The sequence below is a fragment of the Sorangium sp. So ce296 genome (genome assembly GCF_051529605.1).
Taxonomy (GTDB): Bacteria; Myxococcota_A; Polyangia; order Polyangiales; family Polyangiaceae; genus Sorangium; species Sorangium cellulosum_D.
This window is the reverse complement of record NZ_CP150325.1, coordinates 7106613-7121743: the sequence shown is the minus strand read 5'-3', so window position 1 is coordinate 7121743 and position 15131 is coordinate 7106613. Positions and strand designations below refer to the sequence as shown.

The 15131-nt window shown below is 72.5% G+C and carries 13 protein-coding genes and 1 tRNA gene; 1 reads left to right on the top strand and 13 read right to left on the bottom strand.

The features are described from left to right. Positions 1 to 79: 79 nt before the first annotated feature. Both WME98_RS26490 and WME98_RS26485 read right to left on the bottom strand, forming a co-directional pair. Entirely contained in the window at positions 80 to 2692 is a 2613-nt protein-coding gene (locus WME98_RS26490; RefSeq protein ID WP_437953829.1) for a penicillin-binding protein 1A, read from the bottom strand. Positions 2693 to 2820: 128 nt separating this feature from the next. Then, positions 2821 to 4554, bottom strand: a complete 1734-nt coding sequence (locus WME98_RS26485; RefSeq protein WP_437953828.1) for a hypothetical protein — start codon at positions 4552 to 4554, stop codon at positions 2821 to 2823. 216 nt (positions 4555 to 4770) lie between these two features. On the opposite strand from WME98_RS26485, the gene WME98_RS26480 reads away from it, so the two are divergent. After that, positions 4771 to 5181 carry an SET domain-containing protein gene (locus tag WME98_RS26480; protein WP_437335671.1) on the top strand — a complete coding sequence of 137 codons (411 nt, stop codon included), beginning with the start codon at positions 4771 to 4773 and terminating at the stop codon, positions 5179 to 5181. Here the strand turns inward: WME98_RS26480 and WME98_RS26475 are convergent. The 11 genes from WME98_RS26475 to WME98_RS26425 all read right to left on the bottom strand — a co-directional run bounded on the left by WME98_RS26475 (position 5151) and on the right by WME98_RS26425 (position 15090). Beyond that, on the bottom strand, positions 5151 to 5654 hold the full coding sequence (locus WME98_RS26475) for an N-acetyltransferase family protein (protein WP_437335670.1): 504 nt from the start codon (positions 5652 to 5654) through the stop codon (positions 5151 to 5153). The genes WME98_RS26480 and WME98_RS26475 overlap by 31 nt on opposite strands. Positions 5655 to 5750: 96 nt before the next feature. Beyond that, positions 5751 to 5822 (bottom strand) — tRNA-Cys (locus WME98_RS26470). Between the two features lie 245 nt (positions 5823 to 6067). Next, positions 6068 to 6892 carry a hypothetical protein gene (locus tag WME98_RS26465; RefSeq protein WP_437953827.1) on the bottom strand — a complete coding sequence of 275 codons (825 nt, stop codon included), beginning with the start codon at positions 6890 to 6892 and terminating at the stop codon, positions 6068 to 6070. Positions 6893 to 6952: 60 nt separating this feature from the next. Then, positions 6953 to 7858, bottom strand: coding sequence for a sulfate ABC transporter permease subunit CysW (gene cysW / locus WME98_RS26460; RefSeq protein ID WP_437953826.1), 906 nt, complete (start codon positions 7856 to 7858; stop codon positions 6953 to 6955). Then, positions 7858 to 8712 carry a sulfate ABC transporter permease subunit CysT gene (gene cysT / locus WME98_RS26455; RefSeq protein ID WP_437953825.1) on the bottom strand — a complete coding sequence of 285 codons (855 nt, stop codon included), beginning with the start codon at positions 8710 to 8712 and terminating at the stop codon, positions 7858 to 7860. Before cysT ends, cysW begins: the two co-directional genes overlap by 1 nt. A gap of 57 nt (positions 8713 to 8769) precedes the next feature. Beyond that, positions 8770 to 9798 carry a sulfate ABC transporter substrate-binding protein gene (locus tag WME98_RS26450; RefSeq protein ID WP_437953824.1) on the bottom strand — a complete coding sequence of 343 codons (1029 nt, stop codon included), beginning with the start codon at positions 9796 to 9798 and terminating at the stop codon, positions 8770 to 8772. Positions 9799 to 9815: 17 nt separating this feature from the next. Then, entirely contained in the window at positions 9816 to 10139 is a 324-nt protein-coding gene (locus WME98_RS26445; RefSeq protein WP_437317733.1) for a DUF2325 domain-containing protein, read from the bottom strand. A 160-nt stretch (positions 10140 to 10299) separates the two neighbouring features. Then, on the bottom strand, positions 10300 to 10986 hold the full coding sequence (locus tag WME98_RS26440) for a helix-turn-helix domain-containing protein (protein ID WP_437953823.1): 687 nt from the start codon (positions 10984 to 10986) through the stop codon (positions 10300 to 10302). 40 nt (positions 10987 to 11026) lie between these two features. Further along, positions 11027 to 12382 carry an NAD(P)/FAD-dependent oxidoreductase gene (locus tag WME98_RS26435; RefSeq protein WP_437953822.1) on the bottom strand — a complete coding sequence of 452 codons (1356 nt, stop codon included), beginning with the start codon at positions 12380 to 12382 and terminating at the stop codon, positions 11027 to 11029. A gap of 98 nt (positions 12383 to 12480) precedes the next feature. After that, positions 12481 to 13104, bottom strand: a complete 624-nt coding sequence (locus tag WME98_RS26430) for an RNA polymerase sigma factor (RefSeq protein ID WP_437953821.1) — start codon at positions 13102 to 13104, stop codon at positions 12481 to 12483. Between the two features lie 369 nt (positions 13105 to 13473). After that, entirely contained in the window at positions 13474 to 15090 is a 1617-nt protein-coding gene (locus WME98_RS26425; RefSeq protein WP_437953820.1) for a c-type cytochrome, read from the bottom strand. Between the last annotated feature and the right edge of the window lie 41 nt (positions 15091 to 15131).

Sequence of the window (15131 nt, the reverse complement as noted above, 5' to 3'; positions counted from 1 at the left end):
CGCCGAAGGAACGCGACGTCGTGACGCAGGGCTCGCCGGGGCGCCGGGCGGCTGGCCAGCCCGGCGGCGCGGGCGACGGTCACTGCGGTTTGAACAGGTCCAGGATCCCCTGCCCGATCGCGGACGGGTCGGGCAGGGCCACCCCGGTCGGCTCGGTGCCCTCGAGGAACACCTCCTCGACGGCGTTCTCCTGGCCGGGCATCGCGAGCGCGCCCGTCTCCGGGTCGATGGGGAGGCGCACGATCCCGAGCGGCTCCGGGAAATCGGTCGCCGGCCGCCCCGCGTGCGCCTTGTCCATGAACGCGATGAACGCCGGCAGGGCGGCGCTGCTGCCCACCTCGCCGCCGCCGAGCGGCGTGGCGTCGTCGAAGCCGGTCCACACGGCGCACGCGATGTCGGTCGAGTAGCCGACGAACCAGGCGTCCTTCGCGTCGTTCGTCGTGCCCGTCTTGCCCGCGATCGGCCGGCGCAGCGAGAGCGCCTGCTTCGCCGTGCCGACCTTCACGACCGACGTGAGCAGGTCCGTCGTGACGTACGCCTCCGCCGCGGTCATCGCCGGCCGCGGCGGCGGGCGCGCCGGCAAGGGCAGCGCCTCGCCGCGCGGGCCCGTGATCTTCGTCACGAGGACGGGCTCCTGGACCACGCCGCCCGCCGCAAACGTCGCGTAGGCGCCCGCCATCTCGCGCGGCGTCACCTCGTAGGCGCCGAGCGCGAGCGACAGGTCGGCGCCGAGCTTCGACGCGATCCCGAGCTCGCGCGCCCACGCGACCACGGCCTCGGGGCCCACGTCCCGGAGCGCCGCCACCGCGGCGACGTTCACGCTGTGGGCGAGCGCCTCGCGCAGGCGCTTCGGGCTCTGCCCCTCGCTCTCGTCGTAGTTGCCGGGCTTGTAGCCCTCGAGCGCCGCCGGGTTCGTCTCGAGCATCGACGCGGCGGTGAGCTTCCGCGCGTGGATGCCGTAGCCGTAGACGATGGCCTTGAACGTCGACCCCGGCTGCCGGTGCGCGTGGCTCGCCCGATCGAGCCCGCCGCGCGCGCCCTCGTAGCCGCCGACGAGCGCGACGATCTCGCGCGTGCGCGCGTCGAGCGCGACGAGCGCGCCCTGCGGGCCGAGGTCGAGCCGCAGCTTGCCGGCCTCGGGCTCGCCCGCGAAGCGCACGCGCAGCACCTTGCCGACCTCGGCGAAGCGGCTCGGCGGGAGCCCGCGCGGGTTGTACCGGCGCTCGCTCCGCAGGTCGACGGTCCCCTGCCCCGCGCCCACGCGGATCGCGAGCGTGCCGCGCGCGTCGTCGGCGCCCGTCACCACGCCGAGGTAGGCGCGGTTCTGATCCCTGGGGGCGCCCTGGAACGGCGCCGGATCCCCCTTCTTTCGGACGAACGGCGCGACGAGGCCGTGGCGCGCGGCGTAGGCGTCGAGGTTCTGGCGCACGGCCGCGCGCGCCGCGGCCTGCATCTTCGGGTCGATCGACGTCACGACCGTGTAGCCGCCGTACCTGGCCTCGGGCCCGACCGCCTTGCGCAGCGCGCGCTCGGCCTCGGCGAGGACCTCGGGCGCGAGCTCGTCCGAGTGCTCCGGCTCGGGGGCGAGGCGGATCGGCTCGGCGAGGGCGGCGTCGACCTGGGCGGCCGGCACGAAGCGCTTCTCGCGCATCTGGCCGAGCACGAAGGCGCGGCGCTTCTCGGCGCGCTCCTTGTTCACGCGCGGCGAGTAGATGGAGGGCCCCTTCACGATGCCCGCGAGGAGCGCCGCCTCGGCGAGCGTCACCTGGCGGACGCTCTTGCCGAAGTAGAACCGCGCCGCCTCCTCGACCCCGTAGCGCCCGTGGCCGAAGTAGATGTGGTTCAGGTAAAGCTCGAGGATCTGATCCTTCGTGAGCTCCTGCTCGATGCGGCGGGCGAGGAGGAGCTCGCGCATCTTGCGGTCCAGCGTGCGCTCGTGCGTGAGCAGCACGTTCTTCACGACCTGCTGGGTGATCGTGCTGCCGCCCTGGCGCGCCTCCGCGGAGCGCAGGTTGACGAGCAGCGCGCGGAGCATGCCGAGGTAGTTGAGCCCGTCGTGCTTGTAGAACCTGGCGTCCTCGGCCGCGAGCGCCGCGAGGCTCATCACCGGCGGGATCTCGGTGACGGGCACGAGCGTCCGGCGCTCGACGAAGAGCTCGCCGAGCACCGTGCCGTCGCGCGCGAGGAACCGCGTCACCTGCGGCGGGTTGTAATTTTTCAGCTCCGCTGTGGTCGGCAGGTCGGCTTCGTAGCGCCGGACGACGAGGAAGAACGCGATCACCGCGGCGGCGAGGAGGCCGGCGAAGGCGATCGCGAGCCGCTTGCCCCAGCGGAGAAGCTGCGGCCGGAGCGGCGGCCTGGGACCGGCGCCACGGGGCTTCCGCTGGAGGATCCTGCCGAGCGCCGCGACGGCCGCGCGAAGCGCCGCGGCGACCCGCGCCGGCGGCGGACGCACGGCCGCGGGCAGCGACGGCGGCGGAGGCACGGCCAGGGGCGGCGACGGCGGCGGAGGCACGGCCGCGGGCGGCGACGGCGGTGTCGCAGGGCGCTGCGGCGACCAGAGCCGCGTCGGCGCGCGCTCGCTCGGCGTCGGATCGGAGCTCGCCGCGCCTGCGTCGTACGGCAGCGTGGGCTCCAGCGGCGCCGACGGGGCGCTCGGCCCTGGTCGGGGGCCTTGCGCCTCGGGCAGCACGGCGGGTCGTCGCGGGGGATCCGAGGCCATGCGTCAGCGCGCCGGAGCCCGCAGCGCGCTCGCGTCGCGGGTGAGGTGTTCCGGCCGAGCCACGGTATCACGGGCCCGCGCGCCGCGGACGCCCACGATCACTGGATGTTCCACTTGTAGCTCGTCCGCTTGCCCTCGAGGGACGTGCCGGCGAGCAGCGCCGTGTCGATCGCCACGAACGTGTCCGAAGGCACGGTGTTCCGCAGCCACGGGCCGAGCCCCTCGTTCTTGATAGGGCCGCGCTGCCGGTAGACGATCGAGTACCCCTTGCGCTCGAGGATCGCCTCCACCCCACGGCCGCTGTGGTCGAACACGATGTCCGGACGGCGGGTGCCGCAGCGCTGGTCGATCATCGCCTGCTTGTCGAAGTAGGTGCGGAAGTTGAGCACCATCCCGATGCGGCGTCGGCTGAGGATGCCGGGCGGCAGGCAGGTCAGGAAATCGCGCGTCGCGAGGGAGCACGTGTCGATGAACTCCGCTGATCCGTAATGCTCCTTGAAGACGTGGTAGGCCGTCATGCCCGCCTGCGACGACATCACCACGAAGCGGTGATCCGGCTTCTTGGCCTTGATCTCCCGCATGGCGTCCAGGACGACATCGGTGATGGTCGTGTCGCGGAGGTGCGGTTTGTTCGCGAGCTCGAACCAGGAGTAGTCGCGGTCCCCGACGCGCGCCTTGAGCGCCTCGCGCAGGCCGAAGGTCGACCAGATCGGCCGGCCGGACGACCTCGAGTCGGCGAGCGCGACGACGCCGACCAGGTTCACCGCGACGAGCGGCACGAGCGCGATGTGCACGCGGCGCGCGCTGCCCAGGGTCGCGGAGAGGCCGACCATGGTGACGACGACCAGGAGGGGGAGCGCGTGCGAGATGAAGCGCCCGCCGGTCATCCAGTCGCCGCCCGTCAGGACGATGAAGGCCACGTAGGCGACGGCGAACGCCGCCGACAGGACGGCGGCGTAACACGGCTCTTCGCGGAGCGCCGCCCGCGCGATCTGGACGATGCCCACGGCGACGCCCGCGATGAGCCAGAGCCCGGTCGGATAGAGGTTGGCCCAGAGGTAGGACAGGCCGTCGGCGACGTCGATCCCGGCGGCCTTGGAGTAGACCGGGTTCGGGAAGAAGGCGCCGAAGTAGAGCCGCCGCGCGCCGAAGAGGAGCGCGACCTCGGCGCCCGCGACCGCGGCGGCGACGAGCGCCGTCCGCGCCTCGCGCAGGCGGCCTGCGGCGGGATCGGCCCAGCGCGCCCGGAGGAGGGCGTAGGCGAGCGCGGCGGCGAGGACGCACGCGAGCACGAGGGGGCTCTCGGGGCGCGCGCACAGGAAGAGGAGCGAGGCGCCGGCGAAGCGGAGCAGGGCGCGCCGGCCGGGCGCCGCGAGGTAGCCGTCGAGCTCGAGGACGAGCCACACCGCCGCGGCGGCGACGAGCGTGCTCTCGAGGCCGCCGAAGCCCCAGTAGATGAACCACGAGGCCGTCGCGACGAGCAGCTCGGCGCCGCGCGGGGCCGCCGGGACGGCCGCGCGCGCGAGCCGCGCGGTGAGCGCGATCGCGGCGGCGCCGGCCGCGATCGACGTGAGCGGGCCGAGGGTCGGCAGCGACACGCGCGTGACGGCGCCGAGCAGCGCGAGCAGGAGCACGTGGGCCAGGCTGGAGCTCTGCTCCACGCGCTCGCCGTTGTAATTGAGGATCTGGCCGTGCTCCTTGAGGGTGTGCGCGGCCCAGTAGGTGATGTGGCTGTCGTCGTGTCCCGGCGCGGAGAAGAGCACGAATCCAAGCAGTACGAAGGCGGCGATCGCGGCGATCACCACGGCGGAACCGCGCGGCAGGCGTCTCATGCGGCGCCGAGTGTAGTTCAGCGCGTGAGAAATCCCGCCAGGGATCGCTGACGTACTGGGCTAGATGCGGCCGGGCATCTGGCGGGCGGGAACAGCGCGGCGCGCCGCCGGAGATCCTGCCCGATGTGCGCGCCGGCACAGCGCGGCTCGCCGGCGCCCTCGCGGCGGGGCGATGTCCCGCCGCGGCGGGGCGTGGTAGCGTCCGCGGCGCCCGCCATGACCGATCAGGAAATCGACGCCCTCATCGCCGAGAACCAGTTCCATCCGAACGTCGTCTGGCGCCGCATCCCCGGCAAGGGCCGCGGGGTCTTCGCTCGCCGGTTCTTGCCGAAGGGCGCCGTCGTCGAGTGGGCCGCCGTCAGCTGCTTCCCGGCGTCGGATCTGAAGACCGAGGAGCACCGCGACTGTCAGGCGCTCCATCACGTGTTCACGTGGGGACAGGAGCCCGGGCGGGAGAAGGCGTATGCGTGGGGGCTGCTCGCGCTGTACAACCACTCGTCGACGCCCAACATCGAGATGAACGACGGTCCGGTGCCGGACTCGATGGCTGCCATCGCGCTCCGCGACATCCACGAGGGCGAGGAGCTCTGCTTCGATTACGGGTACACCTGGTTCGAACCTCGCTGATCCGCGAGCGTGAGCACCATGGTGAGCGACGCGCCGTTCCGGCCCACCTCGACGAACCCGAGGCGCCGGTACAGCCGCAGCGCGGGGTTGTCCGGCGAGACGCTGAGCGAGATGGCCGGGTAGCGGTTCCGGGCCTCCTCCAGCAGGGAGGTCAGCAGCCGGGTGCCCAGCCCTCGCCCCCGGTGATGGGGCAGGAGCGCGATGGAGAGCTCCGGGGTCTCGTCGTCGACGTGGCCGTACCCTCGCAGCGCGCCGGTGAGCCGCCGGAGCCAGGCGGCGCCAGCGACCTCGCCTTCCTGGAGCGCCACGACGCCGAGATCGTCCCGCTGTCCCCAGCCTTGCACGTACCTGGAGAGCTCGGGCCGGTGCACGATGTCCCGCGGGGGCGGCGGGCTGCCTTCCGGGACGTGGATGGCCTGGTAGAGCATCTCCCAGAGCAAGGGCTCGTCGGCCGGGGTCAGGAGACGGATCATGAGCCTTCCGAGGATACCGGCGCTCGCGCTCCAGCGTGGCCCATCGCTCTCCCCTGGGGCCGTTTCAGCGCTCGGGCCGGACTTTCGTCCTTGCGGAGGTGAGGACGGGATTCGAACCCGCGTATAACGGTTTTGCAAACCGTTGCCTAACCACTTGGCTACCTCACCGACTGTTCGAAGCGGCGGGAGGTCATGCCTCACTTCTGCCCAGCTGTCAACGCCTTACCGCGCCCCACCAGCATTTACGTAGGCGTCCGAGCCGCCTCGACGGGAGTCCCGCCGCGGGGCGGGGCCCCAGCGCGCGCCGTGCGCTCCCCGCCCCGCTCCGCCCTCCGCCCTCGCCCCTCCGCCCTCCGCCCTCCCCCCTCCGCCTTCCGCCGGCCGCTGCGCCGCTGCGTTCCGGAGAGCGCCCCTTACTCCTCCTGCCCCCTCCGCCGCGCTCTCCGCGCCGCTCGCGCCGCTCGCGCGCTCGCCCGCCTCGCCCGTAGCCGCGCCCCGAGCACCCGCCCGAGGTAGCTGCCCCAGTAGGTCCAAAGCCGCGTCGACTGGAGCAACCCGGTCGGCACGATCCCCTTCCCCGCCTGGAACGGGTTGAAGCGCAGGGTGTTCTGGTCGATGTCCACCGGCTCGTACAGCTCGATATCGGCCACGGGCATCCAGCGCGCCCGCGCTCCCCTGCGCCGGACCTCGAGCCGCAGCAGCGCGAGCCCCACCGCAGCCGAGCGCTCCAGCCTCTCCAGGCGATTGCCCTTCACCGTCGACGGGCGCAGCGGTATCAGCCGGAACTCCGCGCGACCGAAGCCCTCCACGTCGAACGGCAGCTGCGCGTAATAGTGGTTGTCCAAGAAATCACGCGTCTTCGTCGTGAAGACCGCGATCGGAAGCAGCCACAGGCGCCGCGCGCTCAAGAAGATGAGATCCTGATCGCCGGCGCTCGCCGCCGGCGTCACCTCCTGGCTGTCCCGGAAGCGCACCGCGATCCCCAGGACGTCCGGACGGCGCTCGACCTTCGCGCTCCGCCATCGCCAGATCCCGCCCGACAGCCGCACGAGCGCCGGCCCCCCGAGCCGCTGCGCCAGCGCGCCGACCTCGCCCTCCACCGCGAGCGGCTTCACCCCCGCGCAGTAGACCACGCCGTCCGGGTGGAACAGCCTCGCTCCCCGGAGAAAGCTGCCTTGCCAGGCGATCGGAGACAGGACTCCCCCGATCGCACGCCCAATCGCATCCAAGAACCGCATCGTGCCCCCCTCGCTCGAACCTGGAGCGCTGGGGGCCCATCGCAAGCCGGGCGCAGCCCGTCAGCCCGCGCCGGCCTTCGCCGTCTCGTCCAGCTCCGGGCCGGTCTCGCGCTGCGCCCGGTGCTCGATCAGGCGCTTCACCACGAGCGTGAAGAGCGCGAGGAGGACGAGCAGCGAGGCGACGGCGAACGCCGCCGAGAAGTGGAACTCGTTGTAGAGCACCTCGACGTGCAGCGGCATCGTGTTGGTCTGACCCCGGATATGGCCGGAGACGACCGACACCGCGCCGAACTCGCCCATCGCCCTCGCGTTGCAGAGCACCACCCCGTAGAGCAGCCCCCACTTCGCGTTGGGCAGGGTGATGCGGAAGAACATGCTCCACCCGCTCGCGCCCAGCGACAGCGCCGCGTGCTCCTCGTCCGCCCCCTGGCTCTCCAGGAACGGGATGAGCTCGCGCGCGACGAAGGGGAACGTCACGAACGTCGTCGCCAGGATGATCCCGGGGCGATCGAAGATCACCTGGATGTCGTGATCGAGGAGCCAGGGGCCGATCACCCCTTGCGCCCCGAACAGGAGCACGAAGATCATGCCGGAGATCACCGGCGAGACCGCGAACGGCAGGTCGATCAGCGTGACCAGCAGGCTCTTGCCGGTGAACTCGAAGCGCGCGATCGCCCAGGCCGCGGCCACGCCGAAGACCAGGTTGAGCGGCACCGCGATGAGCGCGGTGGTGAGCGTCAGCTGGATCGCGGCCACGGCGTCCGGCGCGGTGATCGCCCGCCAGTAGCCCGAGAGGCCGTCCTTCAGCGCCTCGATGAACACCGCCACGACCGGCAGGAAGAGGAAGAACCCGAGGAACGCGAGCGCCGCCGCCGTGAGCGCCCAGCGCACCGGCGCGGGCTCCGACGTCGCGCCGCGCACCGCCCCGCGCGACCTCACCCGCAGCTTGCCCGCCGCGCCCGCCATTACGACGCGACCCCGGGCGCGCCGGCCCCCGCGGCCCCGGCGGGCGCCGCCCGCGGCGCCTCGACCGGGCTCCGCGACGAGACGCGCGAGCCGCTCCAGCGCTGGAGTCGGTTGATCACGAACAGGAGCACGAAGGAGCAGATCAGCATCAGGAGCGCGAGCGCCGTCGCCCCCGCATAGTCGTACTGCTCGAGCTTCGTCATGATGACGAGCGGCATGATCTCGGTCTTGAGCGGCATGTTCCCCGAGATGAACACGACCGAGCCGTACTCGCCGAACGCCCTCGCGAACGACATCGCGAACCCGGTGAGGATCGAGGGCCAGAGCGCCGGCAGGAGGATCCGGCGGAAGATCTCGAAGCGGCCCGCCCCGAGCGACGCCGCCGCCTCTTCCTGGTCCACCTCGAGCTCCTCCATCACCGGCTGGACCGTCCGCACGACGAACGGGAGCCCCACGAAGGTGAGCGCGATGACCACGCCGAGGCGGCTGAACGCGCTCTGGATCCCGAGCGGGTAGAGGAACCGGCCGACCCACCCCTGCTGCGCGTAGATGGCCGTGAGCGCGATGCCCCCGACCGCCGTCGGCAACGCGAACGGCAGATCGACGAGCGCGTCGACGATCGACTTGCCCGGGAAGCTGTAGCGCACGAGCACCCACGCCACGAGCACGCCGAAGACCGCGTTGATGCCCGCCGCGAGGAGCGACGCGGAGAAGCTGATCTTCAAGGAGGCGATGGCGCGCGGAGACGTCACCACATCCCAGATCTCGCCGGGCCCCAGCGTCGCTGTCTTGAGGAAGATCATCGACAGCGGGACGAGCACGAGCAGCGACAGGTACGTTACCGTAATCCCCATCGCGAGCCCGAAGCCGGGCAGAACGCTCTGTCGCCGCCAGAGGAGAGCCACAGAAATTTACTTGCCGGCCTGGTAGATCTGGTCGAAGACGCCGCCGTCGGAGAAGTGCGCCTTCTGGGCTTTTTGCCACCCGCCGAACACCTCGTCAATCGAGAAGAGCGCGACCTTCTGGAAGACGCCCTCCGACTCGGCCGCCGCGAGGACCGCCGGATGCCGCGGACGGTAGAAGTGCTTCACCGCGATGCGCTGCCCCTCCTCCGTGTAGAGGAAGTTGAGGTACGCCTCCGCCGCCGCCCGCGTCCCGCGCTTGTCGACGACCTTGTCGACCACCGCGACAGGAGGCTCGGCGAGGATGCTGATCGACGGCACGACCACCTCGAACTTCTCCTTACCGTTCTGCCCGCTCTGCTTCACCGCGAGCAGCGCCTCGTTCTCCCAGGCGATCAGGACGTCGCCGAGCCCGCGCTCGACGAACGTCGTGGTCGAGCCGCGCGCGCCCGTGTCGAGGACGGGCACGTTCTTGAACAGGCGGCCGACGAAATCCTTCGCCTTGGCCTCGTCGCCGCCCGTCCGCTTCAGCTCGTACCCCCACGCGGCGAGGTAGTTCCACCGCGCGCCGCCGGAGGTCTTCGGGTTCGGCGTGATGACCGCGACGCCCTCCTTCACGAGATCGTCCCAGTCCTTGATGCCCTTCGGGTTGCCCGCGCGCACCAGGAAGACGATGGTCGAGGTGTAAGGAGCGCTGTTGTCCTTGAGGCGCGCCTGCCACCCCTCCTTGAGGCGACCGCTCGGCACGAGCGCGTCGACGTCATAGGCCAGCGCGAGCGTGACCACGTCCGCCTCGAGCCCGTCGATCACCGACCGGGCCTGCTTGCCCGAGCCGCCGTGCGACTGCTTGATGGTGATGTCCTGCCCGCCCTGCTCCTTCCAGCGCTTCGCGAAGGCGGCGTTCACCTCCTCGTAGAGCTCGCGCGTGGGGTCGTACGAGACGTTCAGCAGCTGCACCGAGCCCGATTTGCTCGCCTCGCTCTTCGAGCACCCGGCCAGCGCAAGCACGCAGCAGAGCACCATGATCAAGCATCGCATCGCTCGTCCCTACTCCCTCATCCGGTCGCCAGATACCGCGCTTCCCGCTGCGCGAGCGCGTCGAGGAGCTGCTGGAAGCGCGACGCGCCGACGCGGCGGGCCATGAAGGCCGCCCGGCCGAGCTTCTGGCAGAGCTTCTTGGCGAGCAGCACGCCGCCGTGGCTGTTCACGTCGGTCAGCACGATGACGAGGTCGGCCCGCTCGATGGCGGCCCGCATCTCGGCCGCCCCGCGGCCCCCCGTGTTGCCCGTGTGAAACTCCAGACGGTGCCCGGCCTGCAACGCCATCCGCTCCAGCTGCGCCTGGTTGCGATCCAACCCCCCGATCCAGGTGATCCGCATCGCGCCGACTCCTTGCTACCAGCAGCGGGCTCCCGCCGCTATAACGGACATATCTCACGCTACAGCAGAGGGCGCAAGCGGAATCTGACAATATAACGGAGGACACGTCTTGGATACCGGAGGGACACGTGGCGGCCGGGGTCCGGAAACGGTGGGGGGGCTACCCGCGCGAGCCGTAGGTCATGACGAGGTACATGACGGCCTCGGTGCCGCCCAGGTTGCGGTAGCTGTGGGGGCTGTCGGCCTCGAACAGGATGGCGTCGCCGGTCTCGAGGACGCGCCGCTCGCCGGACACGGTGATCTCCACCGAGCCCTCCGTGACGATCAGGTTCTCCGAGGTGCCGGGGGCGTGCGCGTCGGCGTGCTCCACGGAGCGCGGCGCGAGGCGGAGCTCGTAGAACTCCACGTTGCGCGGCCGATCCATCGGGAAGAGCGCCCGGGAGGAGAAGTCGCCGTTGCGCGAGCGGAGGATGCGCGCGTGCGAGGCCTGCATCACGGTCGTGACCGGCGAGGTCGCCTGGCTCATCAGCGCCGAGAACGGGACCCCGAGGGCGCGCGCGATCTTCCAGAGGACGTTGATGGTCGGCGTGCTCTGGCCCAGCTCGATCTGCCCGAGCATCGCCCGGCTCACCCCGGACGCCTTGGCCAGGCGCTCGAGCGACAGGCCGCGCTCGGCCCGGAACCGCTTCAGGTTGGTGGCGACGACCGGCGTGAGGTCCGAGGACTCGTCGAGCGCGAGGTCGTCCCCGCCCGGCTCGCTCGCCGGGGGCGGGGGCGGCGGCTCGGCGGTCGCCGCTCGCGCGGATGGCTGGGCTCTGCGTGCCTTCACTGGAAGCGTATCCGCCATGGTGGAGGCCGCGCGTCAAGCAAGCGAGCGCGGACGTCGCTCAGGCGCCGCCGGAGACGGCGTCCGCCACCGCGCTCCTGGCCGACGGGCGGGGCGCCGGGGGGACGGCCGCGGGCGCCGCCGCGGGGAGCGCGGCGGGGGTGGTGTGGCCGGTGATGAGCCGGGCGCCGCGCTTGAAGGTGACGTACTGCCACATCCACGCGAACATGACGGCGAAGCGGTTCTTGAAGCCGATGAGGAACAGCACGTGGACGCCGAGCCACGCGAGCCACGCGATGGTGCCGGACATCTGCAGGTGCCCGACCCTGGCGATGGCGCGCGAGCGGCCGATGGTCGCCATCGTCCCCTTGTCGCGGTAGGCGAACTGCCCGCGCGGGCGGCCGGCGAGGTCGCCGAGGATGCTGCGCGCGACGAAGCGCCCCTCCTGGATCGCCGCGGGGCTGAGGCCGGGCACCTCGACGCCGTTCCGGTCGCGGAGCATGGCCATGTCGCCGATCGCGAAGGCGTTCGGGTGGCCGGGCAGGGAGCAGTCCGGCTCGACCTTCACGCGGCCGATGCGATCGAGCTCGACCCCGAGGGCGCGCGCGAGCGGGGTGCCGCGGACGCCCGCCGCCCAGATGACCGTCGCGGCGGGGAGGCGCTCGCCGTCCTCGAACTCGACCCCCTGCTCGTCGATGGTCCGGAAGCGGCGGCCCTTGATGACCTCGACCCCGAGCGACGTGAGCTGCTCCTCGGCGCTCGCCGAGAGGCTCTCGGGGAAGGCCTGGAGGATGCGCTGGCCGATCTCGACGAGCAGCACGCGCGAGAGCGAGGCGTCGAGGGAGCGGAAATCGCGCTCGAGGATGTAGCGCGCGAGCTCGGCGAAGGCGCCGGCCATCTCGACGCCGGTGGCGCCGCCGCCGATGACGACGAACGTGAGCAGCCGCCGCCGCGCGACGGGGTCCGCCTCGCGCTCGGCGGCCTCGAAGGCGAGCAGCATGCGCTCGCGGATGGTGAGCGCCTCGTCGAGGTTCTTGAGCGCCGGCGCGAAGCGGGCCCACTCCTCGTGGCCAAAGTAGTTGTTCGCCGCGCCGACCGCGAGGATGAGGTAATCGTACTTCATCGTGTCGGCGTCGACGGTGATGCGCCGCCCGGCGAGATCGACGCTCGTGACCTCGCCGAGCAGGACCCGCACGTTGCGCTGGCGCGACAGGACCGAGCGGATCGGGACCGCGATGTCGGCCGGCGAGAGGCTGGCGGTCGCCACCTGGTAGAGCAGCGGCTGGAACAGGTGGTGATTGGTCCTGTCGATGAGCGTGACCCGGACGGGCGCGTTGCGAAGCGCCTTTGCCGCGTTCAGGCCGCCGAAGCCTCCGCCGACGATCACGACGTGGGGCTCTTTCGCCGTCGTTGCCATGGTGCCTCCTGGCGAGGAACGCCTCCTCGGTGGCACGCCGATGGTAGGGGCCGCCGATCAGGGGGGCAAGCCGGGCGCGCGGAGGGCGCGGCCGCCGATCACGCGGCGGCCTGCACGTCCGTGGGCGCGTCGGTCTTCAGGTCGATCTTCGGGCCTTGGGCTTCGCCGCGCAGCGCCTCGGCGAGCAGCTTCCGGCCGCGGTGCAGGCGGCTCATGACGGTGCCGACCGGGACGCCCAGCTGCGTCGCTGCGTCCTTGTAGGAAAGCTCCTCGAGGTCCACGAGCACCACGGTGTCGCGGAAGCTCGGCGGGAGCGTCGCGAGCGCGCGCCGCACGCCGGGCGACAGGGCGTGCATGTCGGCGCGGCGCTCGGGCGCGGTCCACGCGCACGGGTCGGTCGCGAGCACGTCGAGGGCGTTGCGCTCGCGGCGGCTGCGCCGGCAGCGGGTGATGAAGACGCTGAAGAGGATCTGGTGCACCCACGCCCGCAGGTTGGTCCCGGGCTCATAGCTCGCCGCGAACCGGATGGCGCGCTCCACCGTGTCCTGCACGAGGTCCTCCGCCGTCGCGGGCGATCGGGAGAGCCGCAGCGCGCGGCCGAAGAGCTCCGGTGTCATTTCGACAAGGCCCCGGAGCAGCTCGTCGACCGCCGCCCGCGCGCCCGCGCCCGGCGCCGTCCGGGCCGCGCCGAGCGACGGCCCGCGCCCGACCGCGCGTGTCACGCCGGGCGACAACGGCGCTGGATTCGGGGACCGGGCGGGGGCATGGGCGGGGTGGACGAGCATGGCGGGACCTCCTGCGATGAGCGCTGGCAAGGCAGGTGCCACCGGGGGGAACGCGCGAAGGGCGCGAAAGGCGCTGGATGGCGCGGGCGGAGGCACGCGGGCGCGTGTCAAATCGACAGCAGGTCGCCGCGGCCCGTCAGAGTGGCGAAGAGGCCCGCGGCGCGCGCCGGACTGGCGGCCGAGCCGGCGGGGGCGCCGCGCAGGCGTTCAGCGGCGCGCTCGCGGGCCCGGCGCGCCCGCGGGACCTGCGCAGGCGAGCGCGAAGCCCGGCGCGCCCCCCTGCGCTGCCCCGGGTGGCTCCGGTCGTCAGAGCGTCTCGAGGTAGGCGACGAGGTCGTCGATCTGGGCCGGCGCGAGCGTCGACGTGACGCCGTGCTTGTCCCCTCCGCCGCAGGGCCCGAAGCGATCGCGGAGCGTCGCGGCGCAGCCGTCGTGCATGTACGGGGCGCGCGCGGCGAGCCCGCGCAGCGAGGGCACCTGGAAGGCCTTGCCCGTGCCCACGTCGACGGTCTGATCGTTCGTGAGCTTCTCGCCCGAGTGGCACGAGGCGCAGCCCACGGCGGCGTCGTTGAAGAGCGCCTCGCCGCGCTGGACGGCGGCCGGATCCGCCGGCTCCGACACGGGCACGGGCTTGATCGTGTCGAGCCACGACGCGAAGGCCTCGACGCGCTCGGGGCGCTGGCGCATGCCCCCCATCCGCTGCTCGAAGACCTCGCTCATGATGGCGTCGAGGTCGGTCATGTCGCCGTCCCAGTGCAGCGGCGCCGTCTCGAGGATGCCGCCCGCGAGCGTTTGCGTGCGGCGCGCTCCGATGGGCTTGAAGGACCACGTCCGGCCGTCGTCCTGCCCCTCCGGATGGCACGACGCGCACGCGATCGCCATCTGCACGTGTGCGTCTTGGGTGCCATGGAAGATGGCGTGGCCCGAGTCGAGCCGGCTCTCGCCGGGGAGCAGGAAGGTGGCGACGGCGCCGCTCACGGCCCCGAAGCGGAGGACGCTCGGCGGCTCGCGCAGCTGCACGAGCAGGTTGCTCGCCTCGTCGTAACCGACGGCGATCGGCTCGCCGGGCACCGTGAGGGAGCGCTGGTCGCGGAAGGACGCGCAGTCGTCGACGGCCTCGGTCTGCTCGAGCACGTCGAGCGGCGTCTCGATCACCGTGCGGCTGCCCGCCATCACGATGGCGCCGCGGAACCCGTCGGGCGATATCGCCATGTCGACGGGGAGCAGGCCAAGGGGGAGGCCGTCCGCGCCCGGCGCGGGCGGCGCGGGCGTCGGGTTGGCCTCGCTGGGCAGCGGGATCGTCCTCCAGGCCACCGCCGGCTCGAACGTGCGCCCGAACCGCTCCTGGACGTGGACCGGCGGCTTCACGCGCTCGGCCACGGCGCCGTCCTCCGAGACGACGAGGAGCTCGGACGACCGGAACCGGCTCACGAGGAGCGCGTCCCCCTCGATCACCACGTCGCGCAGGTCGCGCTCGAGGCGCAGCTCGCGGACGGGCGGGGCCTCGAGGTCCGAGGAGAGCGTGACGAGCTCCCCGCCCGCGCACGCCACGTGGAGCAGGCCGGCCGCGGCGTCGTAGGCGAGGCCGCGCGGCGCGGGGCAAACGGGCCTGCGGTGCATCTGCCGGGTCGAGAGATCGATCGTGACGACGGCGCCGCCGCGGCGGAGCGCCACGTGGGCCGTGCCGGGCGCGCCCTCGATCACGCGCCCCGGCTCGTCGCCCGCTTCCAGGGGGAGGACGGCGTCCACCTCGAGGGTGTCGAGGTTGATGATGCAGATCCTGTCGCGATCCGGGTCCGCGGCGACGACGAGGTTCTTGTCGGCCGTCACGAGGAGCGTGCCGCCGCTGATGGGCGGCGGCGGCACGGCGGACACGTCGACGCTCTGCTCGGCGAACCCGCTTCCGCCCCCCCCGACGCCCACCGAGAAGCCCCCCCCGCGAAGCCCCCCGTCGCCGTGGAGCT

What these genes read in the sequence shown, in the direction of transcription:
- WME98_RS26480 (WP_437335671.1), top strand. Translation starts at nt 4,771, where the DNA reads ATGACCGATCAGGAAATCGACGCCCTCATCGCCGAGAACCAGTTCCAT.
- WME98_RS26450 (WP_437953824.1), bottom strand. Translation starts at nt 9,798, where the DNA reads ATGCGATGCTTGATCATGGTGCTCTGCTGCGTGCTTGCGCTGGCCGGG.
- cysT (WP_437953825.1), bottom strand. Translation starts at nt 8,712, where the DNA reads ATGGGGATTACGGTAACGTACCTGTCGCTGCTCGTGCTCGTCCCGCTG.
- WME98_RS26440 (WP_437953823.1), bottom strand. Translation starts at nt 10,986, where the DNA reads ATGGCGGATACGCTTCCAGTGAAGGCACGCAGAGCCCAGCCATCCGCG.
- WME98_RS26475 (WP_437335670.1), bottom strand. Translation starts at nt 5,654, where the DNA reads ATGATCCGTCTCCTGACCCCGGCCGACGAGCCCTTGCTCTGGGAGATG.
- cysW (WP_437953826.1), bottom strand. Translation starts at nt 7,858, where the DNA reads ATGGCGGGCGCGGCGGGCAAGCTGCGGGTGAGGTCGCGCGGGGCGGTG.
- WME98_RS26485 (WP_437953828.1), bottom strand. Translation starts at nt 4,554, where the DNA reads ATGAGACGCCTGCCGCGCGGTTCCGCCGTGGTGATCGCCGCGATCGCC.
- WME98_RS26445 (WP_437317733.1), bottom strand. Translation starts at nt 10,139, where the DNA reads ATGCGGATCACCTGGATCGGGGGGTTGGATCGCAACCAGGCGCAGCTG.
- WME98_RS26435 (WP_437953822.1), bottom strand. Translation starts at nt 12,382, where the DNA reads ATGGCAACGACGGCGAAAGAGCCCCACGTCGTGATCGTCGGCGGAGGC.
- WME98_RS26465 (WP_437953827.1), bottom strand. Translation starts at nt 6,892, where the DNA reads ATGCGGTTCTTGGATGCGATTGGGCGTGCGATCGGGGGAGTCCTGTCT.